21 protein-coding genes and 1 riboswitch are annotated in these 25,151 nt (G+C 60.2%); of the genes, 14 read left to right on the forward strand and 7 right to left on the reverse strand.

What is annotated here, in order from left to right:
- The first annotated feature begins 27 nt into the window (after positions 1 to 27).
- Genes ACM6IV_RS21305 through ACM6IV_RS21315 form a run of 3 tightly spaced genes read left to right on the forward strand, consistent with a single transcriptional unit; the run spans position 28 to position 4,194 of the window.
- On the forward strand, positions 28 to 1,782 hold the full coding sequence (locus ACM6IV_RS21305) for a carbamoyltransferase (RefSeq protein ID WP_414871515.1): 1,755 nt from the start codon (positions 28 to 30) through the stop codon (positions 1,780 to 1,782).
- The gene (locus tag ACM6IV_RS21310) at positions 1,775 to 2,683 is read left to right on the forward strand and encodes a glycosyltransferase family 2 protein (RefSeq protein WP_414871516.1); all 909 of its coding nucleotides are present in this window, start codon (positions 1,775 to 1,777) and stop codon (positions 2,681 to 2,683) included. Before ACM6IV_RS21305 ends, ACM6IV_RS21310 begins: the two co-directional genes overlap by 8 nt.
- Before the next feature lie 50 nt (positions 2,684 to 2,733).
- Positions 2,734 to 4,194, forward strand: a complete 1,461-nt coding sequence (locus ACM6IV_RS21315; protein WP_414871517.1) for a hypothetical protein — start codon at positions 2,734 to 2,736, stop codon at positions 4,192 to 4,194.
- A gap of 3 nt (positions 4,195 to 4,197) precedes the next feature.
- Here the strand turns inward: ACM6IV_RS21315 and ACM6IV_RS21320 are convergent, their stop codons facing one another.
- Positions 4,198 to 4,851, reverse strand: coding sequence for a toluene tolerance protein (locus ACM6IV_RS21320; RefSeq protein WP_414871518.1), 654 nt, complete (start codon positions 4,849 to 4,851; stop codon positions 4,198 to 4,200).
- Positions 4,852 to 4,976: 125 nt separating this feature from the next.
- Between ACM6IV_RS21320 and msbA the strand changes: the two genes are divergently transcribed.
- The 7 genes from msbA to ACM6IV_RS21355 all read left to right on the forward strand — a co-directional run bounded on the left by msbA (position 4,977) and on the right by ACM6IV_RS21355 (position 13,256).
- Positions 4,977 to 6,803: a lipid A export permease/ATP-binding protein MsbA gene (gene msbA / locus ACM6IV_RS21325; RefSeq protein ID WP_414871519.1), complete on the forward strand. Its 1,827-nt coding sequence runs from the start codon at positions 4,977 to 4,979 to the stop codon at positions 6,801 to 6,803.
- Positions 6,797 to 7,693, forward strand: a complete 897-nt coding sequence (locus ACM6IV_RS21330) for a GNAT family N-acetyltransferase (protein WP_414871520.1) — start codon at positions 6,797 to 6,799, stop codon at positions 7,691 to 7,693. Before msbA ends, ACM6IV_RS21330 begins: the two co-directional genes overlap by 7 nt.
- 4 nt (positions 7,694 to 7,697) lie before the next feature.
- Positions 7,698 to 9,098 carry a PIG-L deacetylase family protein gene (locus ACM6IV_RS21335; RefSeq protein ID WP_414871521.1) on the forward strand — a complete coding sequence of 467 codons (1,401 nt, stop codon included), beginning with the start codon at positions 7,698 to 7,700 and terminating at the stop codon, positions 9,096 to 9,098.
- 64 nt (positions 9,099 to 9,162) lie between these two features.
- Entirely contained in the window at positions 9,163 to 10,584 is a 1,422-nt protein-coding gene (hldE, locus tag ACM6IV_RS21340) for a bifunctional D-glycero-beta-D-manno-heptose-7-phosphate kinase/D-glycero-beta-D-manno-heptose 1-phosphate adenylyltransferase HldE (protein WP_414871522.1), read from the forward strand.
- Positions 10,585 to 10,714: 130 nt separating this feature from the next.
- Positions 10,715 to 11,689, forward strand: coding sequence for a glycosyltransferase (locus ACM6IV_RS21345; RefSeq protein WP_414871523.1), 975 nt, complete (start codon positions 10,715 to 10,717; stop codon positions 11,687 to 11,689).
- Positions 11,690 to 12,397 carry a hypothetical protein gene (locus ACM6IV_RS21350; protein WP_414871524.1) on the forward strand — a complete coding sequence of 236 codons (708 nt, stop codon included), beginning with the start codon at positions 11,690 to 11,692 and terminating at the stop codon, positions 12,395 to 12,397.
- 58 nt (positions 12,398 to 12,455) lie between these two features.
- Entirely contained in the window at positions 12,456 to 13,256 is an 801-nt protein-coding gene (locus ACM6IV_RS21355; RefSeq protein WP_414871525.1) for a hypothetical protein, read from the forward strand.
- A gap of 4 nt (positions 13,257 to 13,260) precedes the next feature.
- Here the strand turns inward: ACM6IV_RS21355 and ACM6IV_RS21360 are convergent, their stop codons facing one another.
- The 4 genes from ACM6IV_RS21360 to ACM6IV_RS21375 form a co-directional block, all read right to left on the reverse strand.
- Positions 13,261 to 14,223, reverse strand: coding sequence for a metal ABC transporter ATPase (locus ACM6IV_RS21360; protein ID WP_414871526.1), 963 nt, complete (start codon positions 14,221 to 14,223; stop codon positions 13,261 to 13,263).
- Between the two features lie 31 nt (positions 14,224 to 14,254).
- Positions 14,255 to 15,067 (reverse strand): aldo/keto reductase, encoded by an 813-nt coding sequence (locus tag ACM6IV_RS21365; protein WP_414871527.1) that lies wholly within the window; start codon positions 15,065 to 15,067, stop codon positions 14,255 to 14,257.
- Positions 15,064 to 16,239, reverse strand: coding sequence for an NAD(P)/FAD-dependent oxidoreductase (locus ACM6IV_RS21370; protein WP_414871528.1), 1,176 nt, complete (start codon positions 16,237 to 16,239; stop codon positions 15,064 to 15,066). The genes ACM6IV_RS21365 and ACM6IV_RS21370 overlap by 4 nt, the downstream gene beginning before the upstream one ends.
- A 208-nt stretch (positions 16,240 to 16,447) precedes the next feature.
- On the reverse strand, positions 16,448 to 16,780 hold the full coding sequence (locus tag ACM6IV_RS21375; RefSeq protein WP_016985677.1) for a DMT family transporter: 333 nt from the start codon (positions 16,778 to 16,780) through the stop codon (positions 16,448 to 16,450).
- Positions 16,781 to 16,890: 110 nt separating this feature from the next.
- On the opposite strand from ACM6IV_RS21375, the gene ACM6IV_RS21380 reads away from it, so the two are divergent.
- Both ACM6IV_RS21380 and waaA read left to right on the forward strand, forming a co-directional pair.
- A complete protein-coding gene (locus ACM6IV_RS21380) occupies positions 16,891 to 17,787 on the forward strand; it encodes a LysR family transcriptional regulator (RefSeq protein WP_414871529.1) in 897 nt (298 codons plus the stop codon).
- A gap of 11 nt (positions 17,788 to 17,798) precedes the next feature.
- Entirely contained in the window at positions 17,799 to 19,073 is a 1,275-nt protein-coding gene (waaA, locus tag ACM6IV_RS21385) for a lipid IV(A) 3-deoxy-D-manno-octulosonic acid transferase (RefSeq protein ID WP_414871530.1), read from the forward strand.
- Positions 19,074 to 19,144: 71 nt separating this feature from the next.
- Here waaA and ACM6IV_RS21390 read toward each other — a convergent pair whose 3' ends face one another.
- Positions 19,145 to 20,578: a TolC family outer membrane protein gene (locus ACM6IV_RS21390; RefSeq protein WP_414871531.1), complete on the reverse strand. Its 1,434-nt coding sequence runs from the start codon at positions 20,576 to 20,578 to the stop codon at positions 19,145 to 19,147.
- A gap of 206 nt (positions 20,579 to 20,784) precedes the next feature.
- A riboswitch (TPP riboswitch) is annotated at positions 20,785 to 20,890 on the forward strand.
- Positions 20,891 to 21,036: 146 nt separating this feature from the next.
- Between ACM6IV_RS21390 and thiC the strand changes: the two genes are divergently transcribed.
- Complete coding sequence (gene thiC, locus ACM6IV_RS21395; protein WP_414871532.1) at positions 21,037 to 22,926, forward strand: phosphomethylpyrimidine synthase ThiC; 1,890 nt, start codon at positions 21,037 to 21,039, stop codon at positions 22,924 to 22,926.
- A 158-nt stretch (positions 22,927 to 23,084) separates the two neighbouring features.
- Positions 23,085 to 24,377: a putative hydroxymethylpyrimidine transporter CytX gene (cytX, locus tag ACM6IV_RS21400; RefSeq protein ID WP_414871533.1), complete on the forward strand. Its 1,293-nt coding sequence runs from the start codon at positions 23,085 to 23,087 to the stop codon at positions 24,375 to 24,377.
- Here cytX and ACM6IV_RS21405 read toward each other — a convergent pair.
- Positions 24,346 to 25,092, reverse strand: coding sequence for an RsiV family protein (locus ACM6IV_RS21405; protein ID WP_414871534.1), 747 nt, complete (start codon positions 25,090 to 25,092; stop codon positions 24,346 to 24,348). The genes cytX and ACM6IV_RS21405 overlap by 32 nt on opposite strands.
- Between the last annotated feature and the right edge of the window lie 59 nt (positions 25,093 to 25,151).

Here is a 25,151-nt window from a genome sequence, read left to right on the forward strand (position 1 = left end):
CACGCAGACTAAAGAGGCTAGACCCCTGTGGCATTGACGATTCTTGGCCTGTCCGGCGCCCTTAGCCATGACCCTTCAGCAGCCTTGTACATCGACGGCAAGCTGGTGGCGGCGGCTGAAGAAGAGCGCTTCGTACGTGATAAACATGCAAAGAACCGCATGCCCTACGAATCGGCGAAGTTCTGTCTCGAACAGGCCGGCATCAAGCCGTCGGACGTTGACGTAGTTGCGATTCCGTTCGCACCGATCAGCCTGTTCGGCAAGGCGCGCTGGCATTACGCCAAGCGTTACTGGTACGCGCCGGATCGCGCGCTGGACGCGATCCTGATGGGGAACCGCCGCTACAAGCGCTATCGCAACAAGATTGTCTGGTGCCTGGAGCAACTGGGTTTCGATCCGAAGAAGATCAAGATCGAGCCGGTCGAGCACCATCTGGCTCACGCTTCCAGCGCCTACCACTGTTCCGGTTTCAAAGAAAAAACCGCGATCCTCGGTATCGACGGCAAGGGCGAGTACGCCACGACCTTTTTCGGTTACGGTGAAAACGGCAAGATCCACAAGATCAAGGAATTCTTCGATCCGGACTCCCTTGGCGGTCTGTATGGCGCGATCACCGAATTCCTCGGTTTCGAGATGCTCGATGGTGAATTCAAGGTCATGGGCATGGCGCCATATGGCGACGCCAGCAAGTACGATTTCTCGCGGCTGGCTTCGTTCGAAAACGGCGAACTGGTGATCAACACCGACTACGCCAACGTCATCGGCCTGCGTCGTTATAAAGAAAAGGGCAAAGGCTTCTATTTCTCGCCGAAGCTGATCGAGTGGCTGGGTCCGAAACGCGAGGGCGACATCGCGGACGAACCGTACATCCACTACGCCGCGAGCATGCAAGCGCTGTTCGAGAAACTGGCGTTGCAGATGATCGACTACTACCTGGGCGACGTGCTCAAGGAAACCGGCAAACTGGCCTTCGCCGGTGGCTGTGCATTGAACGTCAAGCTGAACCAGAAAATCATCGCCCGCGACGACATCAAGGAACTGTTCGTGCAGCCGGCGTCCGGCGATGCCGGCACAGCGGTCGGCGCCGCTGCCTACGTGTCCCACGCTCGTGGTGTACCGGTCGAGAAGATGGAGCACGTCTACCTCGGCCCGTCGTACAGCAACGAAGACGTGATCGCCGCGTGCGCCCGTCACGAGAGCAAACCGGCCTGGCGCAAGCTCGACAACATGCCGGAACAGATCGCTAAAATCATGGTCGATGGTAATCCGGTGGCCTGGTTCCAGGGGCGCATGGAGTTCGGTCCGCGTGCATTGGGCGGTCGTTCGATCATCGGTTGCCCGAGCGTGGCCGGTGTGGCTGACCGCATCAACCACCAGATCAAGTTCCGCGAGCGCTGGAGGCCGTTCTGCCCGTCGATGCTCGACACTGTTGCGCCACAGATGATCAAGATCGATCACCCGGCGCCGTTCATGACCTTTACTTTCGAAGTGGCGGAAGAGTGGAAAACCCGTGTACCGGAAGTCGTCCATGAAGACGGCACTTCTCGTGCCCAGGTGCTCAAGCGTGAATACAACCCGCGCTATTACGACATGATGAAGGCACTGGAAAACCTGACCGGTAACGGTGTATCGCTGAACACCTCGCTGAACCGTCGCGGCGAACCGATGATCTGCTCGCCGACCGACGCGCTGAACATGTTCTTCGGTTCCGATCTGGAATACCTGATCATGGAAGATATTCTGGTCGTAAAAGAGAGTGCAAAAGGATACGAACTTGACTGAAACACTGATCAGCGTCGTCATTCCGGTTTACAACTACGCACGAACCCTGCCACGTGCAGTGGAGTCGGTATTGGCGCAGTTGGATGAGACGACGGCGGATCTGCTGGTCATCGATGACGGGTCGACGGACGATACGCCCGAGGTAGTCGAAAAACTCCTGCTCAAGCATGGTGGGCGTTTTCGCGCGCTGCGCAAAACCAACGGCGGATTGTCGTCGGTACGCAATCGTGGTCTGGAAGAGACAACCGGGCGGTATCTGGTGTTTCTCGACTCCGATGATGAAATGGCCCCTGGCGCGTTGGCTGCGCTTGCGCAGCACATTGCCAGTCATCCTCAAAGCCTGATGGTGATCGGCGCCCACTGGTCGGTGTTTGCTGACGGCCGGCGCAGCTTGCAGTCGGTCAAACCGCTGCCTGTAACGCCGCGACAACGCCTGCAGAGTTACCTGCTGAACAAGACAGTGTCGATTTCCAACGGCGCCTGCGCGATGCATCGCGAGGTGTTCGCTCTGGGTAATTACCCGGAACATTTGCGTAATGTCGAGGATCTGCCAGTGTTTGCCCAGGTGCTGGCGCGTTACCCCTGCACCGTGCTGGACAAGCCTCTGGCGCTGATCTACAAGCATGCCGACAGCATGCGCCATGATTTGCGCCAAAGCCTTGCAGCCGGTACGGAGCAGGTTGTCAGCGAAGTGTTTTCCAGTCGACGAATGCCCGAAGAAATGCGTGATCTGCGCCAGGCGTTTCTGGCTCAGCGCTGTTTGTCGCTGTTTCGCGACTGTTATTCCCATGGCGAGTACAAACTGGCGAAGTCGTTCTATTTCCAGGCCTTGCGTGCAGACTGGCGGACTTTTTCGCGCTGGTCATACACACGCAAGGCGTTGCGGTTGCTGTTTCGGTAGCAGGTTGTGGTGATGGCGTACCTTGACATGAGTGTCGATGAGGTGGCGGGGTGAAAGGTACGGGCAGCAAAGTGAGAGTGCAAATCTCCAGAGTCATCGACGAATACCCGGTTTGGCTGGCGTTTCTGGGCAGTACAGTGCTATCGCTGATTGCGGTCCTGGGCACCGCGACAGTGGGGCGCGATGCGGCGCTATACATCGATATTGCGCAACAGGTTACCGAGCACGGGCCAAATGTGGCCTGGGCTGCTTTTGACTGGCCCTGGTTTTCCTTTCTGCTGGCCGCTACGCATACCGTTCTGCATCTGCCGCTCGAACTGAGCGCCTATCTTTGGTGTGCACTCTTTTTTGCCGGGACCAGCGCGCTGATGGTGGACTGCGTTCGTCAGCGGTCTGCACATCTCACCCGTTGGGCATGCCTGGTGGTCTTGGCGATGCCGGCGGTGAATGCCTTTCGCAATGACATCATCCGTGAATGCGGTTTCTGGTTTTTCTGCACACTGACGCTTTGGCTCGCGCTGCGCTGGCAGACCCGTGGCGGCTGGTTGCGCGCGGCATTCATTCATTTGGCAATCGTCGCGGCAGCCCTGTTTCGACTGGAGGCGTTGCTGCTGGTGCCGGCACTGGCGCTCTGGCAGTTGCCCAGCCTGTGGTCATCCGGCCGACGGATGCAGTTCGTTCAGTTTTCCTTGCTACCGGTTTTGGGGTTGCTGGTCGTTTCGGTGTCAGGTGTGCTCATGGCGGCGCGCGTGATGTTGTATCTGGACATGATTGCGCCGCACAGTGTTTTTGCTTCTTTTCAGATGCTGTGCGATCAGTTTGCCAATTCGCTCATCAACAAGTACTCCCAGGATGAGGCCGGCCGGATTGTTTTCTTCGGCATTCTGGCAACCATGACCATCAGTTTCGTAAAGTTGATGGGGCCATTTGCTGTTCCGTTCATTCTGCGGCGCAACTGGGGGGTGCTAGGTGTCTACTGGCGCGACTATCGACCCTTCGCCTGGGCGGCGTTGCTGTATCTGGTCGTGCTGGTGGTGTTTTTCATCAAGCAACAGTTCATGAATACGCGCTACCTGAGTTTTCTGAATCTGTTGTTTGTGCCCGTGCTGGCGATGGGGCTGGCGGCGTTTTTTCGCCAATTCCCGCGTTGGGGCAAGTGGCTGGTGGCTCTGTGTTTGCTGGTGATGCTGTCGAACGTCATCTCCACCGGGGCCGGCAAAACCCATTATGTCGAGGCTGGGCGCTGGTTGGCGGCCCATGTCGAGCCAGGGGCGAAAACCTATTTCGAAGATGGGCGGATCAGCTACTACGCCGGTCGTGGCTACGTGATGCCGGTACTGACCGCGGAGGAAGCGATGTCGGCAGCGCACGCTGGTGACTATCAGTACTTCCTCATCGAGGCCAAAGGTGACGAGCCGTGGCTGAATGAGTGGCTGGTGGCACACAAGCGGCGAGTCATCGAGCATTTCGCCAATCGCAAGGGTGCCACTGTGGTGGTCATCGGCCCCTGAGGTTCAGCCGAGCAGCGGGCGCAGGCGCGAGATCAGCGGCGCTTGGCGGTTGCTCGGCAGTGCCTGCCGGTAGCCTTCGATAAACGTGTCACCGGCATCCTGGCCGAGCAGCCATTGGCGGTCTTCCTTATAGCGCAGCAAGTGAGCGAAATTGCGCAGCCGTTTGCTGTCACTGAGTGCGCGCTTCTGGCAGCGCAGGTCGGCGATATCGATCAGGCCCAAGCGGTTGTCCGGGGTCTGCACCACATTGCCGAAGTGCAGCGATCGAAAGTACACACCTTTTTCGTGCAGCAGGGCGAAGTACCCGCCCAGCTGGAATCTCAACGTGTCAGCCTCGTCACCCGTGCTCTGCAACTGACGCACCGTATTGCCTTCCAGCGGACTGTAATACACGCAGTCACGTTCGATACTCGGGATGCGATAGACCGCGATGACCTTCGGACAAAGGATGCCGCGTTGTTCGAGTGCCCGGGTATTGTCGGCAAAGCGTTGTGCATAGGGGTAGAAAAGCGCCGAGCTGAGCAGTCGCTTGCGGCGGAACAGCTTGAGCATGCGTCCATCGGCCAATCTGAGCACCTTGTCGCCGGAACCGTCGGCCTCCAGTACGTGTGCACCTTTGCGCAGTGCCTCGTAAGTGCTTTGATCAATCGATTGCATGTCGGGCTCCCCATCATTAGCGGGGTATCTTAACCGACTTGGTCGAAGGCTGGCTTGAAGTCATGTTTATCGGGGTAAAAACGCGTGTGATATCATCGGCGCCTCAATGAATTGCGCGGATCACCATGAGCAGTCCTGAACCGAAAGCCCAGTCCACGCTGGCGATCTATTTCCGCCTTTTGGCTTACGTGCGGCCTTACGCCGGCCTTTTCCTTCTCAGCATCGTCGGGTTTCTGATCTTCGCATCGACTCAGCCGATGCTCGCCTACATCCTCAAATACTTTGTCGACGGTCTGGCCAATCCTGAGGCCAGTCTGTTCCCGGGCAACCCTTATCTGGGCAAGCTGCAATTGCTCGAGACCGTGCCACTGATGATTGTGTTCATCGCGCTGTGGCAGGGTGTGGGTTCGTATCTGGGCAACTTCTTTCTGGCGCGTGTTTCGCTGGGTCTGGTGCATGACTTGCGGGTCGTGCTGTTCAACAAGTTGCTGGAGTTGCCCAATCGTTTCTTCGACAAGAACAATTCCGGCCACCTGATTTCCCGGATCACCTTCAACGTGACCATGGTCACCGGTGCTGCCACGGATGCGATCAAGGTCGTCATTCGTGAAGGCATGACCGTGATTTTCCTGTTCTGCACGCTGTTGTGGATGAACTGGAAACTTACCCTGGTGATGGTTGCCATCCTGCCGTTGATCGGCTTGATGGTGAACAGCACCAGCAAGAAATTCCGCAAGCAAAGCAAGAAAATCCAGGTCTCGATGGGTAACGTCACGCACGTCGCGTCCGAGACCATCCACGGCTACCGTGTTGTGCGCAGCTTCGGCGGCGAGCAATACGAAAAGGATCGCTTCCGCGACGCCAGTCAGAGCAACACTGACAAACAGTTGACGATGACCAAGACCGGCGCGGTCTACACGCCGATGCTGCAACTGGTGACGTACAGCGCCATGGCCGTGGTCATGTTCCTCGTGCTGTACCTTCGCGGCGACGCATCGCCGGGCGATCTGGTGGCGTACATCACCATGGCGGGCCTGCTGCCCAAGCCGATTCGGCAGTTGTCGGAAGTCAGTTCGACCATTCAGAAAGGCGTGGCCGGTGCCGAGAGCATTTTCGAGCAACTGGACGAGCCGGCGGAAGTGGATCGCGGCACGGTCGAGCACGATCGTCTCGAAGGCCGGCTGGAGGTACGCAATCTGAGCTTCCATTATCCGGACACTGACAAAGCGGTGCTCAACGACATCAGTTTCGTCGTCGAGCCAGGGCAAATGGTCGCTCTGGTTGGCCGCTCGGGCAGTGGCAAGTCGACCCTGGCCAGCCTGATTCCGCGCTTTTATCAGCACGATGATGCGCAGGGCCAGATCCTGCTTGATGGCGTGCAGGTGCAGGACTTCACCCTGCGCAGCCTGCGTCGGCAGATTGCGCTGGTGACCCAGCAGGTCACGCTGTTCAACGATACGGTGACCAATAACATCGCTTACGGCGATCTGGCCGGTGCACCGTTCGATGAGGTCAAGCGCGCCGCCACCGAGGCGTACGCCGATGAGTTCATTATCAAGATGCCGCAGGGCTATGAAACCATGGTTGGCGAAAATGGCGTGCTGCTGTCCGGCGGCCAGCGTCAGCGCATTGCCATTGCCCGGGCGCTGCTCAAGGATGCGCCGCTGTTGATTCTTGATGAGGCCACCTCAGCCCTCGATACCGAATCGGAACGGCATATCCAGGCTGCACTGGATCATGTGGTGCAGAACCGCACGACCCTGGTGATCGCCCACCGTTTGAGCACCATCGAAAAAGCCGACCTGATTCTGGTCATGGACGAAGGTCGCATCGTCGAGCGCGGCTCTCACGCACAACTGCTTGAGCAGAACGGCTATTACGCCCGCCTGCATGCCAAAGAGTTTGAAGAGGGTGACGAGCCTCAGCCGGCACACGCGACCGACGTATGCTGACGATGTTTCGCAGCTTTCGCGAGCGTGGCTGGAGCGAAATCGATCGGGACAGCTACGCAGGGGCCTGGCAGCGTTTCGGCGGCAGCTTTGCCACGCATCCCGAGGTTGTCGAGCGTTTGTCGACATTTCTTGGCATCGAATTGCGCTACCTGGGCTGGATCGTTGGCGGTGAGGTTCTGGCCGCCATCCCTTGCTGGGGGCGGCATGTAGCCTTGTCCAAGGAAGTGCTCAAGCGCGAGGGCAAGCGTGGCTTGCTGGACATGGGCAATGCGGAAGTCATTCTGCCGATCGCGCCAGACGTCATCGTGCCGGTGCGTCAGCGCATGGCGTATGTGTCCCAGCTCAATGCCGGACAGATCAGCACGTTGAAGCCGCAGCCCGAGGGCTTGGCCCTGGCCCGGTTGCCCGAAGAGTATTCGAAGAAATTCCGCTACAACCAGCGTCGTGAACAGCGCCTGCTGGAAGAGGCCGGTGGATCACTGGTGCCGATGTCCGACTTTACCCCGCAGGAACAGGCTGCGGCTTACGGCGATCTGTTTCAGCGGCGCTGGGGCTTTGAAGTGCCGGGCAAGGCCGGGCTGGTTGAAGTCTTTACCTTGTTGCGCGAGTTCATGACCGGTTCGGTGGCGATGCTCGATGCGGCGCCCGTGGCCATTCAGGTGCTGTACCGCGTCGAGGCGCCGCAATGGGTTTCGCTGGAGTACATCAACGGTGGTGTCGACCCGCAGAGCCGCGAGTTCAGTCCCGGCAGCGTGCTGAGCTTCGTCAACACCCAGGAGGCCTGGGCGCACGCGCAGGCGCTGGGCAAGCCTCTGCGTTATTCATTCGGTCGTGCCGACCGTGAGTACAAGGATCGCTGGTGCCACACGGTGCCGGTCTACAAGGTCTGAATTCATGAGCGCTCGCAAGCAACAGCTTCTCAAGGCCCATCGGCGCAACAAACGTCTGTTCCTGATTGCCTTTGTACTGGTGCTTCTGCTGATCGGCGTGCTGATTGCGTGGTGGCTGGTGCCGCTGTTGCTGGTGCTGGCCTTTGTGGCTCACGAGGCCTGGTTTGCCGACCATTTGTTCTACCGGCCTGCTGACGACTATCAATACACCTTCCCGCCACAAGCCGCGCGGCAGGCGGTGAGCCTTGCGGGCGGTCTCGTGCATCTGAGCGAACCGCTGGCGCAGGGTGAGACGCTGGTGCTCGAGCTGGAAGTGAAATCTACCTGGCTGGGGCGCTGGCTCGACCCCTGGGTTGAGGTCGGCGATGATCGCCAGGATCTCGAGCGCGGTGTCAGAGGGCGGCGTTTCCTCAATCTGTCGGGACAGGCCGATGCACTGGCGCAAGGGGCCTTTGCGCTGCGTGGCCGATATTGTGTGCCGGCTGCGACCGGCGTGTTGTGGGTCATGGCCAATCCGGACTACAGCCGTCAGCGGGTGATGGTCATCGCGCCCCATGCCGATGATGCTGAACTCGCCGCGTTCGGCCTGTACAGCCGCTGCGAAGACGTCAGCATCGTGACCCTGACCCAGGGCGAAATCGAGGCTGAAGCGTTCCAGCGTCTGGGCCTTGATCGCGCCGCAGCGGCCCGCTTGAAGGGCCGTTTGCGCAGTTGGGACAGCCTGGTGATTCCTCTATGGGGTGGCGTGCCTGCCGAGCGCTGTGTGCAATTGGGCTATTACTGCCTGCAACTGCCGTCGATGGCGGAGCAGCCCAATCAGGCATTCGGTTCGCGGGAATCGCAGGAAAACGACATTCGCAGCGTGCGCCGGCATAACCCGCTGATCCTGCCCGCCGACGCCGATGGGCAGCCGACCTGGCAAAACTTGCTCGCTGATTTGACGGCACTGCTTGAGCACTATCGCCCGGAAGTGGTGGTGACACCGCATCCTGAACTCGATCCCCACAGTGATCATGTGGCGTCTACCCAGGCGCTGCTTGAGGCTGTCGCATTGAGTAGCTGGAAGCCAAAAACCCTGCTGATGTACGCCAATCACCTGCACGATAACGATCGCTGGCCAATGGGCCCTGCCGGTGCCGGTATTGCGCTGCCACCGGCGATCGAGGCGTTGCCGGCCGACCGCCTGTGGAGTCCGTTGTTGTCAGCGGATGTGCAACTGGACAAAGCCATGGCGCTGGCCATGGAGCACGATCTGCAAGGCGGGCAGGGGTTCAAAAGACAGTTGCGCCGCTGGATCCAGCAAGGACTGGCCGGCCGCCGCTGGCCTGAAACGGGCAGTAACGAGTTTTTCCGCAAGGCCGTCCGGCGTCACGAGTTGTTCTGGGTGCGCGACCTTTCAGATTGAGGCGGACGGCGCTTGACCCTGTGTTAATATCGCGCCCCTGTTCATTTTGTATGTGGGTTGCTCCATGAAGTTGTCCATGCCGCGTTTCGATCAAGCCCCGGTCTTGGTAGTCGGCGATGTCATGCTCGACCGTTACTGGCATGGCGGAACCTCACGGATTTCCCCTGAGGCGCCGGTGCCGGTCGTGAAGGTCGAGCAGATCGAAGATCGTCCGGGCGGTGCCGCGAACGTTGCCTTGAACATTGCCGCGCTGGGTGCGCCGGCGTCGCTGGTCGGTGTGACCGGAGACGACGAAGCCGCCGACAGCCTGAGCAACAGTCTCAAAGGCGCGGGCGTACGTGCCCTGTTCCAGCGCATTGCGCACCAGCCAACCATCGTCAAGCTGCGGGTCATGAGCCGGCACCAGCAACTGCTGCGTATCGACTTCGAAGAACCCTTCGCCACCGACGCCTTGGCCCTCGGCTCGCAGGTCGACGATCTGCTCGAAGGGATCAAGGTGCTGGTCCTTTCCGACTACGGCAAAGGCGCCCTGAAAAACCATCAGGCGCTGATCCAGGCTGCCCGCGCGAAGAACATTCCAGTGCTGGCCGACCCCAAAGGCAAGGATTTCTCGATCTATCGCGGCGCCAGCCTGATCACGCCTAACCTCAGCGAGTTCGAAGCCATCGTTGGCGGTTGCGTCGATGAGCATGAACTGGTGAGCAAGGGCGCTGCGTTGATGCACGACCTTGAGCTGGGTGCGTTGCTGGTGACGCGTGGCGAGCATGGCATGACCCTGTTGCGTCCGGATCAGCTGGCGCTGCACCTGCCGGCCCGTGCCCGCGAAGTGTTCGATGTCACCGGTGCCGGCGACACAGTGATTTCTACCCTGGCCGCAGCGATTGCCGCCGGTGAAGACCTGCCCCACGCCGTCGCGCTGGCCAACCTGGCCGCCGGCATCGTGGTTGGCAAACTCGGTACGGCCGCCATCAGTGCCCCGGAACTGCGTCGCGCCATTCAGCGTGAAGAAGGTTCCGAGCGTGGTGTGCTGGGGCTGGAGCAGTTGCTGCTCGCCGTGGCCGATGCCCGCGCGCACAACGAGAAGATCGTCTTCACCAACGGCTGTTTCGACATTCTGCACGCCGGCCATGTGACCTACCTGGAGCAGGCGCGGGCTCAGGGCGATCGCCTGATTGTCGCGGTCAACGATGATGCCTCGGTCAGCCGTCTCAAAGGCCCGGGCCGTCCGATCAACAGTGTTGACCGGCGCATGGCGGTACTCGCCGGACTTGGCGCCGTGGACTGGGTGATCAGTTTTCCTGAAGGCACCCCGGAAAACCTGCTGCGCGAGGTCAAGCCGGATGTGCTGGTCAAGGGCGGCGATTACGGTATCGATCAAGTGGTCGGCGCTGATATCGTCACCGCTTATGGCGGCACCGTGAAGGTGTTGGGACTTGTGGAAAACAGCTCGACAACTGCGATTGTCGAGAAGATTCGCAGTCGTTGATCAGATGAATTTTTACCGTTGTGTACTGCGTGTGAACGGATTTTGCCTTGGGGATCTTACCGTTTCCGTTGATGTAGGCAGCTTTGAATCCGATGCGCTTGCCTGCCTACGTCGCGTGGTTGAGTAACCTATGAAAGTCATGCTCCTGGTGATGGACGAACAGCGGGTCATTCTCGACCGGCTCTACGACATCGTGCAGCAGAACTGTGATGAGTGTTTCATCTATCGTTTGAGCAAACAGCAGCAGTTGAATCTGGGGAAGTTTCTGGCCTCGGTGGATTACCAGACCTTTGATCGCGTGGTGATTTTCTCCCGGGTCAAACGTCTGGCCACGCAACTGCAGGTGCTCAAATGCATACCCGGGCTGGTCTTCCTCGAGCACGACGCCTATCAGAACTACATGCCGGCGAGTAAGTATCGCGGCGTGTATTCGCGGCTCTACCGTCGCCTGCCGAGTTGTCGGGCGCTGGTGTCGGGTGCCGTGGTCGCGCGCAAGATGCTCGCCGAAGGCATCGACACGGTGTTCGTCTCCAAAGGTTATGACGAGCAGATGTTGCACAACACTGGCGTTGAACGGGACATTCCCATCGGCTTTCTTGGCAGCCTGAAAAGCACCGAGTATGCCGAGCGTAAAGCCATGCTCGAGTCGCTCTCCAGGCGTACCGGGATGCTGGTGACTCGCACCAAGTCGGGTGAGGAATACCTGCAGACGCTCAATCGCATACGGATTTTCGTCAGCGCCGACATCGGCATGAACGAGTTCATGATCAAGAACTTCGAAGCCATGGCGTGCGGCTGCGTGCTGCTGGCCTGGAGCCAGGGCGAAGAAGACCGCTTGCTCGGTTTTGAAGACATGCACAACACCGTGTTCTACCGCAGCGAAGAAGAGGCGGTGGAGAAGATCAAACTGCTGCAGAGCGACCCGGAACTGGCAGAACGCATTGCCCGCAATGGCCAGGAGTTCGCGCAAAGCCGCTATTCCTTTGCCCGCGTCGGTCAGGCACTGGCCACGGAAATCCAGCGGGAAATGCGCCCATGGCAACCGCCTTCGGCGTTCACGCAATTCTGGGTGAAACTGCGTTACGGGATGAAGGTGCCAGTCTGAATGAAGGATCATCAATCGTCGCAACCCGGCGAGCACATGGCGCTGGATGCGCTGCCCGGTGGTGATCAATCCGTTCTCGGGGCCTTGCCCGCCGAGCTTCTCGACTGTCTGAGCCGCGCGCCCCGGGTTGTACTGATTGCCAACAACCCGGCCATCACGACGGCGGACTTTCAGGCGCTGGCCATTGGCGTCGATGACGTCGTCGTCAGTTTCAATACCTGCATCAAGGCAGCGCTGCTCAACGAGCGCAGCGTCAATGTTTTCGTGCATGGCTATAACGCGCCTGACGCGTATTTTTTTGGTCTGCCTTACGGGCCGCCGGTACAGCGGATGTTCGAGCAGGCGCGCGAGCGTTGTTTCAGCATGCTGGTGGGTTGCGCTGCACCGATGTGCCCGCTGCCACGAGTGGCCATGTACTGGGATCGCATTCCTTTACCGCCGCTGTGGAACTACCCGGTCGATCGCCCGGGCGGCAAGCGCTACGTCGGGCCCTCCACCGGCTTCAACACGCTGGTGCTGTTCGACTGGCTGCGCACTCATGCCGGTTATACCTATCAGCTCATGACTCTAGGGTTTTCCAATGAAGCCGGAAAACTGTGGGGCGGCCATGCCTGGGACTATGAGCGCGCCTGGCTGCAGAAGTCGGACATCATTGTGGTGCCTCTGCAACCTCGTCGCTGGTGGCAAAAACTGTTTCGGCCAAAGTAAGCGATATCGTCTATCCGGTTGCCAGCAGGCCCGATCTACTTTCAAAAGGTGCTGTTGAGTGTTGAAAATTGCCGTGGCTTTCTTCGGGATCCCGAGAAATTCGCCGATCTGTTTCCCTTCCATCGAACAGAACGTGCTGGCGCAGTTGCCTGCGGGCAGCGATGTAAAGTGCTTCTACCATCTGTACAGGATCGATGAGGTGCAAAACACGCGCTCGGGCGAAAAAGGCGCGCTGACGGCGGATAACTACCAGCCCTTCGAATCCATGACCGGCACGCTGACCTCAACCGAGGGTGTGCTGGAGCGCTGGGATTTCGAGCAGGTCAAGGCGCAGGGCGACACCTGGGCTGATGACTACGCATCGCTGCGCAATCTGGTCTATCAGCTCAACTCGCTGCATACCGTGACCACGATGATCGAATCCTTCGATCCGGATTTTGTCGTGTTCGTGCGGCCGGATAACTTTTTCCACACGGCGTTGCCCGGCTATGTGTTCAATCATCCGCAGGCGCGGCGACACAACGCCTACATTCCTGATTGGCAGTGGTGGGGTGGTTTGAACGACCGTTTTGCGGTGTGCGGGCGCGATACCTATATTGCGTACGGCAAGCGGATCGAGCGCATTTTCGATTTTTGCAAGGCGACGGGCAGAAAACTGCATTCCGAGCGCCTGCTCAAATATGCCCTGCAGCAGGTGGACGCGAAAATCTGCACACTGCCGACTCAGGCATCACGAGTGCGCATTACCGGCGCATTTGCCGAGGAGTCGTTCTCGCCCAAGCGCGGCATGGGCAAGCGCGAAAACCGCTACTTCCATTTCTTCGCCGCGTTGCGCACGTGGTGGGATCGCCGCCGTTAAACCGCTATTTGGCGGTTTTCTTGCCCAGACCGACCAGGCGTAGCGCCTTGATACTCAACTGCTTGAGCCCCTGACGCGGGGCTTTCGCCGGCTGCAGGCCCTGTTGCACCAGCCAGTCCTTCCAGCGAATCCGCTCCTCGCGCACAACCCAGCCGGTTTGTGTGGCAAAGCTCTCGGCCAGATAAAGACCTCGGGTACTGGCGGGTGTGAGTTTGTCGCGCTTGAGCGTGTACAGCTCGGCCAGTGGCGAGCCGTCCTTGAGGGGCATCAAGTACAGATCCGGGCGTTTGCGGTCGAGCCGGGCCACCAGTTGATCGCCCTCCAGACGCTCGTCGACATGGAACAGGCTCAGGGACTTGGCTTCCTTGGGCACATCCAGGCGCAGGTCGTAGATCAATTGCAGCGATGCGGTCGGCAGATGCACATAGGCCCGTGGCCGTTCGAGCAATTGCAGATTGGCGCTACGGATCGGCCGCGCCGAGCCGGACAACGGGGTCAGGCGAAACGGCAGCGCTTCGCGATAATGCAGTGCGGCGGCGTAGGGCGCCGGCAGCCAGGTGTCGTTGAAACGCCCGCCGAGCCAGCCTTCCGGCGTCTCCAGCAAGCATTCTTCGGCAATTTCTTGAATGGCCGTGTGCAGCGGAATATTCAGCTCATGAGCCGGCACGTAACCGGAAATCAATTTGAGCACGACGTCGCCGCGATCCTGCCGGCGCTGGCGCACCAGCACCCAATAATCACGATTCTGCCAATGCAGGGTCAGGCGCACCGAGACCCCGAGGTTGGCCAGTTCCAGCGAGAAGCGCTCGGTGTCGGCCACGCTCACCGGTTTGCGCCGCTGCAAAGTCTGCGCGAAGTTCAGCGGCATGCCGACGCTCTGATAGGTCAGGCCTTCGGGAGTGGCTTCGACGAACAGCGGCAGGGTCTTGAAGTTGCTCGGGTTCTTTCTGATGAGCGTGCGCGGCATATCGGCTCCTGCTTAAGGCCGCGAGGCGGCGTCAGTGACCACGTAGGACCTGGGCAACGGTCGCAACGTTGTGGGCGAGGTGCAGCGGATTGATCGTCCCGACAATAGCACTGGCCACGCCAGGTTGCGCGAACAGCAATTCGAAGCTGGCGCGCACCGGGTCCACGCCCGGGCTGAGGCATACGTGACCGCTGGCCAGGGCTTTTTTCACCAGAATGGCTTTGCCGTGGGCAGCAGCATAGTCAATGACAGCCTTCTCGTTTTGTTCGTTCAGATTGTAGGTGACCATGGCGCAGTCGCCTTGCTCCAGTGCTTTCAAGCCGCCTTCGACGGTTTTGCCGGAGAAGCCGAAGCCGCGAATCTTGCCTTCGGCCTTGAGCACAGCGAGTGTCGCGTAAACCTCTTCGTGCTCAAGGATCGCCATGTCGTTGCCGTCGGAATGCACGAGCACCAGGTCGATAAAATCGGTTTCAAGACGTTGCAGGCTGCGTTCCACCGACATTCGTGTGTGCGCCGCGCTGAAGTCATGGCGCGACAGGCCATCGGCAAACTCCTCGCCAACCTTGCTGACGATCACCCAATCCTGACGCTGGCCGCGTAGCAGCGGGCCAAGGCGTTCTTCGCTGCGACCATAGGCCGGGGCGGTGTCGATCAGATTGATGCCGAGTTCGCGTGCCTGACGCAGCAGCATCCGCGCTTCATCGTCGCCGGGAATCTGAAATCCGTTGGGGTATTTCACCCCTTGGTCACGGCCGAGTTTGACCGTGCCCAGGCCCAGCGGCGAAACCGTCAGGCCGATGCTGCCCAAAGGGCGATGCAGATCGTGCAGGGTGGCGATCGTCATGGCAGCAGTTGCTCCCAGGCTGGAACACCCAGCGGTGGTTTTGGCAGGGTCGGTAAAGTTTCAGTGGCTTGTGGCTGAACGCCGTCGCGCTCAAGGGAGGCGATGACCCGGTCAGCAAAGTCCGGCGCCAGCGCCAGTTTGGTTGGCCAACCGACCAGCAGGCGACCCTGTTCGGCGAGAAAGGCGTTGTCCGGACGCGTCAATCCGGTCTGCAGCGGCTCGGCCCGGTCAACCCGCAGGGTCGCCCATTGCGTGGTGCTGAGGTCGATCCACGGCAGCAACTGGGCGATTTCCTTTTGCGCGGTGGCGATCTGCTCGGCCGGCTCGCGGTTTACGCCTTCGCTTTCGGCGATGTCGCCGCCCATGTACCAGACCCACTGGCCATCAGCGGCCGGATGGGTGGTCACGGTGATGCGCGGTTTGGTGCCGCCGCCCAGGCAGTGGGCGTACAGCGGTTTCAGGCCCGGGCCTTTGGCGATGATCATGTGCAGCGGACGGCGTTGCATGGCCGGCTGAGTCAGGCCAAGGTCTTCGAGCAATTGAGCCGTGCCGGCCCCGGCACTGAGGACAATGCGTTGGGCGCGAATCTCGCGACCGTCGACTCTCAAGCCGACCAGCACGCCCGCCTCCAGCAATGGCTCGATGGTTTGCCCGGCGAGAAGGCCGTCGCCAGCCAGGTCGGCCAGACGCTGAATCAGGCTTGGCACGTCGACCACCAGTTCCGCGAGACGGTAAACCTTACCCTTGAAGCGCTTGTCTTGCAGGGCCGGCGGCAGTTGCTCACCCTTGACCTGATCGACCCGGCCGCGCACGGCTTTGCTGGCGAAGAAGCTGGTGAGGTTGCCGGCCAGAGTGCCCGGCGACCACAGGTAGTGCGCTTCGGACAGCAGGCGCACGCCGGACAGATCCAGCTCGCCATTGCCGGCCAGCGCCTCACGCCAGCGGCGCGGCATGTCGGCGATGGCTTCCGAGGCGCCAGTCAGCGCACCGTGCAGCGCGTATTTGGCGCCGCCGTGGATGATGCCCTGGGACTTCACACTCTGCCCGCCGCCGAGGCTGGCGCTTTCCACCAGCACGGTCGAAAACCCCTGGCGGCGCAGGCGCGCATTCAGCCAGAGGCCGGCGACACCAGCGCCGACAATCAGAACGTCGGTGGAAATAACGGATGGCATGCAGCGACCTCAGTGTTCAAGACGAGGGCGCAGTATACAGACTCGGGAAAGCGCGGGATTTGTCGATGATCAACAGAGGGAATGCATCGGCCAATGTGGGAGCGGGCTTGCTCGCGAATGCGCTGTGTCAGGCAACATTATTGTTAACTGAGGCACCGCCTTCGCGAGCAAGCCCGCTCCCACATTTGGGTAAATGCGTTAATTCTGATTAATGCCCGGCAGTTTTCGAGAACAGCTGAATCACCACCACGCCGAGCACGATCAACGCCATCCCGAGCATCGCCGGGATATCCAGCTTCTGCCCATAGATAAACAACGCCGCCACGCTGACCATCACAATGCCCATGCCCGCCCAGACCGCATAGGCCACACCGACCGGCACCGTGCGCACCACCAGCGTCAGCATCCAGAATGCAATCGCGTAGCCGACGATGACCAGCACGAGCGGCAGCGGCGTACTGAAGCCTTTGACCGCTTTCATCGAAACGGTGGCGATCACTTCGGCGCAGATGGCAATGGCCAGGTAGGCGTAGGCGTTCATGGTTGGAAATCCTCAAGGTGAAACATTGTTGACTGAGGCGGCATTTTAGAGACTCGCCAGATGGGGTAAAGTCATTACCTATCTGTTTTTAAGATGGGTGAGCGAGCAGCATGCAATGGAATCTCGATCAACTGCGGGTGTTTGTCGACGTCGCCGAATACCGCTCGTTTTCCGCCGTGGCCCGCCAGCAGCGCAAGGCGCAGTCCGCGATCAGCAGCGCGATTGCCATGCTTGAGGATGACTTGGGTGTCAGCCTGTTTGAGCGCAGCAGCGGTCGTCAGCCGACGCTCACTGAAGCCGGCGAAGCGTTGCTTGAAGAGGCGCGGGAAGTGTTGCGCCAATGCGAACGCCTTAACGGTCGGGCCATGGCGATGCTGCGCGGCCAGGAAGCGCAATTGCGCGTGGCTCAGGATGAGGCAATGCCGTATCAGGCGCTGGTGGAAAGTTTCGGTGAACTGGCCGAGCAGTTTCCCAGCCTGGAAGTACAACTGACCAGCGCCGCTCAAGGCGAAGTCGCGCACAAACTGGTGGAGCGTCGCGCCGACCTCGGTTTGCTGTTTTATCACGACGAAATCCCCGAAGCGCTGGAGCGCCGCGTGCTCGGCAGCGTGGAAATGGTCACGGTGTGCGGCATCAATCATCCGCTGGCGAAGCAGTCTTACGTGACCTGTCAGCAACTGGCGCAGCACCGGCAATTGCTCATGTCTACGCAAACCAGCGTTTATCCCGGCAACGAGCCGGCCAGCCCGCAGGTGTGGCGCGCCGACAGTTTTTACGTCATGTCCGAATGGCTGGTGCGCGACCTCGGCTGGGCCTGGTTGCCGCGTCATGTGGTGCAGTACTCGGCGTATCAAGGTTTGATGGTTGAACTGGACAGCGAATGGACCCCACCGGCGCTGGTGGTGGAACTGGTCTGGCGCCGCGACGAGCCACTCGGCCCGGCCGCGCGCTGGCTGGCCGAACGTTTTGCCGTGCACTTGCGGGCGATCGGCGACAAAAGTCGATAAACTCCGCCGCCATGAATAGAACTCTCTACACCGCGCTGTTTTACCTGGGGCTGCCATTGGTGGCGATTCGGCTGTGGCTGCGCGCACGCAAGGCGCCGGCGTACGCCAAGCGGATTGGCGAACGTTTCTCCTATGGCATGCCGACGCTGCAACCCGGCGGCATCTGGGTGCACGCCGTGTCGGTGGGCGAAAGCATTGCTGCGGCGCCGATGATTCGCGCCTTGCTGCAACGTTATCCACAGCTGCCGATCACCGTCACCTGCATGACGCCGACCGGTTCGGAGCGGATTCAGGCGCTGTTCGCCAACGAGCCGCGCATCCAGCATTGCTATCTGCCCTACGACTTGCCCTGTGCGGCGGCGCGTTTTCTTGATCGTGTTCAGCCGAAACTCGCGGTGATCATGGAAACCGAACTGTGGCCCAACCACATTCATCAGTGCGCCAAGCGCGGGATTCCGGTGACGCTGGCCAATGGCCGTTTGTCCGAGCGTTCGGCCCGTGGTTATGGCCGCTTCGGCAAACTGACCGCGCCGATGCTCGCCGAGATGAGTCTGTTCGCCGTGCAGACCGAAGCTGAAGCCCAGCGTTTCCGCGATCTGGGTGCGCGCCCGGAAACCGTCGAGGTCACCGGTTCAATCAAATTCGACCTGACGATAGACCCGCAACTGTTGCAACGCGCCGCCGAACTGCGCGGCCAGTGGCAAGCGCAGGAGCGTCCGGTGTGGATCGCCGCCAGCACCCACGAAGGTGAGGACGAAGTGGTGTTGAACGCTCATCGTCGCTTGCTGGCCAATCACCCGGATGCGTTGCTGATTCTGGTGCCGCGTCACCCGGAACGCTTCAATTCAGTGTTCGAGCTGTGCCAGCGCGAAGGCTTCGCCACGGTGCGGCGTTCGACCGCGGCCAATGTTGATGCGCAGACTAGCGTGCTGCTCGGCGACACCATGGGCGAGTTGCTGTTTCTCTATGCCTTGGCGGACAGCGCGTTCGTCGGCGGCAGCCTGGTGACCAACGGTGGGCACAATCTGCTGGAACCGGCAGCCTTGGCCAAACCGGTGATCAGCGGCCCGCACCTGTTCAACTTCCTCGACATCGCCGCGCAATTGCGCGAAGCCGGGGCGTTGGCCGAAGTGGATGATGCCGAAGGGCTGGCGGTGGAAGTGCAGCGCTTGTTTGAGCTGCCGCGTGATGCGCAGCGCATGGCTGAGGCCGGGCTGGCAGTGATGCGCCGCAATCAGGGCGCGTTGCAGCGTTTGCTGGATGGTTTGGGCAGACTGATCAAGTAACGTAAAAAGATCGCAGCCTGCGGCAGCGCCTACAGGGAACGTATTCCAATGCAGGCTGCGATCTTTTTATTTCAGGGACGCGCCTTGAGCTGTGCTTCAGCAGCCTTGGCCAGATCCGGCGGGAGGAAATCCTTGTCCGGGTTGTAGTCGGCTTTCAGATAGCGCCGCAGGTCTTCCAGATCACCCGGGTTCAATGTCCCCGCTGCCTGCTTCAGGCGCAGGTTGTCGAGAATGTAGTCGTAGCGGGTGTTGTTGTAGTTGCGCACCGAGGTGTACAGCTGACGCTGCGCATCGAGTACGTCAACGATGTTGCGCGTACCGACCTGATAACCGATTTCCGTGGCTTCTACCGCACTCTGGTTGGAAATGATCGACTGACGGCGCGCCTGCACCTGTTCGACATCGGTGTTCACTGCGCGGTGCAGGTTGCGAGTGTTTTCCACAACCTGACGACGCAGGGATTCGCGCTGCTGCTCGCTCTGATTCAGTTGTTCATAAGACTGACGCACTTGCGAACTGGTCAGCCCGCCGCTGTAGATCGGGATGTTCAGTTGCAGGCCCAGCGTGCTCTGCTCGACGTTGCCGCCGTAGGGTGCGCCAAACGAGTTCGGGTTGGCGAAACCGAGGGCGTCGTTGTCGCCTTTCTCGTATTTTGCCACGGCGTCGAGGGTCGGCAAGTGGCCGGCCTTGCGTTGCTTGAGCGTTTGCTCGGCGGAGCTGACCGCGTAGTTGCTGGCGAGCAGATTGAGGTTCTGCCGCGCCGCCGTGTCGACCCAGGATTTCGCATCGTTGGGTGCCGGCGGCAGGATCGGCAGCGTATGGACGATGCCCTGAATCGAGTTGTACTGACGGTTGGTCAGGGTGATCAGCGCTTCGAACGCATCATCGACCTGACGCTGCGCGACGATGCGGTTGGCCCGCGCGGTGTCGTAACTGGCTTGCGATTGCAGCACGTCGGTCTTGTCCGACAGGCCGACATCGAAGCGTTCGTTGGACTGGTCGAGCTGGCGCTTGAACGCGGCTTCTTCGGCCTTGGTCGAGGCCAGGTTGTCCTGGCTGCGCAGCACGTTGAAATAGCTCTCGGCCGATTGCAGGATCAGGTTCTGTTCGGTGGCTGACAGTTGCAGCGCGGCTTGCTCGTTGACGTCTTTCGCGGCCTGGTACTGGAACCAGCGATCGGCGCGGAACAACGGCTGCGCCAGAGTGGCTTGATAAGAGTGAGCGCTGCGATTGGCAATGGCCGAAGGCTGATCGATCGAGGTGCGCACATTGGCCACTTCGGCACCGCCCGACAGGTTTGGCAGCAACCCGGCGCGGGCCTGTGGCACCACTTCTTTCTGTGCGCCGTACTGCGCACGGGCGGCGGCCAGATCGGCGTTGTTGTCGACCGCTTCCTGATAGACGCTGACCAGGTCGGTTTTGGTCGACAAGGGCGCTTCTGCTGCCCAGGCCATTGCGTTGGACGCACAAGACACGGCAACAGCCAGTGAGAGTTTGCGCAGCATGAGGCGATCCCTAGCATTAATATTATGGAAGTAATCCGGGCGCCAAAGGTAAGGCGCAAGCCCAGCAGCGTCAAGGCGTGGCGGGGCAAAGCGAGTGTAGTTGCGCAATCGGATCACAACAATCGGCCCAACCTGTGTATTTGCGCCATTCATCATGGTGTTTGCTGCGGTGTTGGCGTTCTTTGCCCGTTGTGTCTAGACTGGCCGGGTTCTTGTCGGGGTGCCTTGCTATGAGGCTGAGATCGAATAATTTCGGATCCCGTTGAACCTGATCAGGTTAGCGCCTGCGTAGGGAACAAGATTTCTCGTCACCCGGCGAGTCCTCTTGTGCTTCGTCCGGGAAATTGTTCGACAATCGAACGCTCGACGACGATGCACAGCACCGGTTCTGGTGCGTCCGTGCCTTTCAGGTTCTGCTCCGACAATCCACTGCCTGGATGCTGTCTGGAGAGCCCGTGATGACTACAAAATCAAAAAACGCGATCAACCTGAGTGACTCGGCCAAGGTCGACGAGCAATCGGTCAAGCCGTTCACCCGTTCGCAAAAAGTCTACGTTCAGGGCTCGCGCCCGGACATCCGCGTGCCGATGCGCGAAATTACCCTTGATGTGACGCCGACCGACTTCGGCGGCGAAATCAACGCGCCGGTCACCGTCTACGACACCTCGGGCCCGTACACTGATCCGAACGTGGTGATCGATGTGCGCAAAGGTCTCGGCGATGTGCGTTCGGCATGGATCGACGACCGTGGCGACACCGAGCGTCTGTCGGGTCTGAGTTCGAACTTCGGTCAGCAGCGTCTGGCCGATGCCGAGCTGACCAAGCTGCGCTTCGCCCACGTCAACAACCCGCGCCGCGCCAAGGCCGGGGCTAACGTCAGTCAGATGCACTACGCGCGCAAAGGCATCATCACCGCCGAGATGGAATACGTCGCCATCCGCGAAAACATGAAACTGCAAGAGGCCCGCGCTGCCGGCCTGTTGCAGCAACAACACGCCGGCCACAGCTTCGGCGCGAGCATTCCGAAAGAAATCACCCCTGAGTTCGTCCGCGAAGAAATCGCCCGTGGCCGCGCGATCATTCCGGCCAACATCAACCACGTTGAACTGGAGCCGATGATCATCGGCCGTAACTTCCTGGTGAAGATCAACGGCAACATCGGCAACAGCGCCCTGGGTTCTTCGATCGAAGAAGAAGTGGCGAAACTGACCTGGGGCATTCGCTGGGGTTCGGACACCGTGATGGACTTGTCCACCGGCAAACACATTCACGAAACCCGCGAGTGGATCATCCGCAACTCGCCGGTGCCGATCGGTACCGTGCCGATCTATCAGGCGCTGGAAAAGGTCAACGGCGTCGCTGAAGACCTGACCTGGGAGCTGTTCCGCGACACGCTGATCGAACAGGCCGAGCAAGGCGTCGACTACTTCACCATCCACGCCGGCGTACTGCTGCGCTATGTGCCGCTGACCGCCAAACGCGTGACCGGCATCGTGTCCCGTGGCGGTTCGATCATGGCCAAGTGGTGCCTGGCGCACCACAAAGAGAACTTCCTCTACACCCATTTCGACGAAATCTGCGAAATCATGAAGGCCTACGATGTCAGCTTCTCGCTGGGCGATGGCCTGCGTCCGGGTTCGATTGCCGACGCTAACGATGAAGCACAATTCGGCGAACTGGAAACCCTTGGCGAGCTGACCAAGATCGCCTGGAAGCACGACGTGCAATGCATGATCGAAGGCCCGGGCCATGTGCCGATGCAGTTGATCAAAGAAAACATGGACAAGCAGCTGGAGTGCTGCGACGAGGCGCCGTTCTACACCCTCGGTCCGCTGACCACTGACATTGCGCCGGGCTACGACCACATCACTTCGGGTATCGGTGCGGCGATGATCGGCTGGTTCGGTTGCGCGATGCTCTGCTACGTGACGCCTAAGGAACACTTGGGCCTGCCGAACAAGGATGACGTGAAGACCGGGATCATCACCTACAAGATCGCCGCGCACGCAGCGGACCTGGCCAAAGGGCATCCGGGCGCGCAGATTCGCGACAACGCACTGAGCAAGGCGCGCTTCGAATTCCGCTGGGAAGACCAGTTCAACCTCGGCCTGGATCCGGACACCGCGCGTTCCTATCACGATGAAACCCTGCCGAAGGATTCGGCCAAGGTCGCGCACTTCTGTTCGATGTGCGGGCCGAAATTCTGCTCGATGAAGATCACTCAGGAAGTCCGTGAATACGCGGCCAACCAACGGATCGACGCGGTCGACGTGGACGTCGCCCAAGGCCTGGCGGAACAGGCCGAGCGATTCAAAAAGGAAGGCAGTCAGCTGTACAAGAAGGTTTGACCTGACCTGAAGTTCGGTGCCTGTACCGGCCTCTTCGCGAGCAAGCCCGCTCCCACATTGGAATGCATTTCAAATGTGGGAGCGGGCTTGCTCGCGAAGGGACCATCACAGGTACCAGAGATCTCAATGACAAAAAATACTCCTCCGAGATAACACCCTTGAGCATTCAACCCGGCACTTATTCCCCCGACCTCGCCGTACCCGCCGACAAGCGTGTATTCGGCGGTCGCGATCTGTTTTCCCTGTGGTTTTCCCTCGGCATCGGCCTGATGGTTTTGCAGACCGGTGCATTGCTTGCTCCGGGTCTGGGCCTGTCCGGTTCGCTGCTGGCGATTTTCCTTGGCACGCTGGTCGGCGTGTTGTTGCTGGCCGCCGTCGGCGTGATTGGCAGCGACACCGGCCTGTCGTCGATGGCTGCGCTGAAACTGAGCCTCGGTCGCAGAGGCGCGAGCCTGCCGGCGCTGCTCAATCTTTTGCAACTGATCGGTTGGGGCTCGTTCGAAATCATCGTCATGCGCGACGCCGCGAGCCTGCTCGGCACACGTGCGTTCAGCGACGGTTCGCTGTGGTCGAACCCGCTGTTGTGGACAGTGTTTTTCGGCGCGCTGGCAACCTTGCTCGCGGTCAGCGGGCCGCTGACGTTTGTGCGGCAGATCCTGCGCAAATGGGGGATCTGGCTGTTATTGGCCGCGTGCCTGTGGCTGACCTGGAACCTGTTCGCCAAAGCCGATCTGGCGGGTCTCTGGTCGCGCGCCGGTGACGGTTCGATGCCGTTCGCGGTGGGCTTCGACATTGCCATCGCCATGCCGCTGTCGTGGCTGCCGCTGATTGCCGATTATTCGCGTTTCGGCAAGCGCGCCAGGAACGTTTTCGGTGGCACCGCCGTCGGCTTCTTTATCGGCAACTTCTGGCTGATGAGCCTTGGCGTCGCCTACACCCTGGCGTTCGCGCCGAGCGGTGAAGTCAATGCGCTGCTGTTGGCGCTGGCCGGTGCCGGATTGGGTATTCCGTTGCTGCTGATTCTGCTCGATGAGTCGGAAAATGCCTTCGCCGATATTCATTCGGCAGCGGTATCGAGCGGGATTCTGTTGCGCCTGAAAGTCGAGCATCTGGCGTTGGCCATCGGCGTGATCTGTACGCTGATTGCCCTGCTGGCGCCGTTGGCGCAGTACCAGAATTTCCTGCTGCTGATCGGCTCGGTGTTTGCACCGCTGTTCGGCGTGGTGCTGGTCGATCACTTCATCCTGCGCAAGCGCAGCGCTCAGGTCGCATCAGCCGCGTTGCGCTGGCCGGCGTTGTTGGCGTGGCTGGGTGGCGTGAGCACTTACCACGTGCTGGCGAATCTGTATCCGGATGTCGGCGCAACCCTGCCGGCGCTGGTGCTGGCAGGGCTGTTGCAACTGGTGCTTGGCCGGGCCTTCAGTTACGGCCGGGAAACAGCTCGGGCTTGAGAATGCCGTTCAGGCGCGGGTAAGGAATCTTCAATTCGACGTGGCCCAGCGCGTAAGGTGCAAGGGTACTCACGTCGTACTTGAGGATCACGCCGCCATAGGTCAGCGCCACGTTCGGGGTTTTCACGAACGGCCAGCTCTTCACGAAGTCCGCTTCCTGATCGAGCTTGGTGCTGATCAGCCAACTGTTGTGCGCCACTTGTGCGGCTTTCCAGAACGCCTCTTCCTGCCCCGGGACCAGCATGTCGGACAGGTTCAACACTTTGTGCTGCTGGCGCGAATAGTTGATGAACCCGCGACCCGGTGTGCCATGGGCGCCGCCGGTGTCGAGGTAGCTCGACAACTCGATGATCACCAAGCCGTCATGCTGCTCGCGTACTTTCGCTTGCAGATAGCTGCTGTTGCGCGGGCCGGCGCTGGCCAGGAACTGCTCGCGGTAGGCGGCCAGGGTCGGCGCTACCGGTGCGTTTGGCTCGGTGCGGGTCATTTGCAGCAGACGTTTTTCGATGATGCCGTCCAGTGCAGGCTCGGCCGGGAAGCGCAGGGTATCGATGTTCACCAGCGGGCAATCAGGGTTGGAACAGCCCGGTTTCAGTTGTTCCGACGCATCGCGGGTGGTTTCCAGCGGCGTGCGGTAGTTGGGCTGGAACAGGCTTGCGCACGCGCCGAGGGTCAGGGCGATGGCGGCCACGGAGGCAATTTTGAAAAGCGACATGGGCGTCCTTTCGAAAGCAGGGGAAGGCAAAAAGATATCCGCTTCGACTCTCGCAGAAG

It is taken from the genome of Pseudomonas sp. IT-347P (assembly GCF_949768005.1).
Classification (GTDB): domain Bacteria; phylum Pseudomonadota; class Gammaproteobacteria; order Pseudomonadales; family Pseudomonadaceae; genus Aquipseudomonas.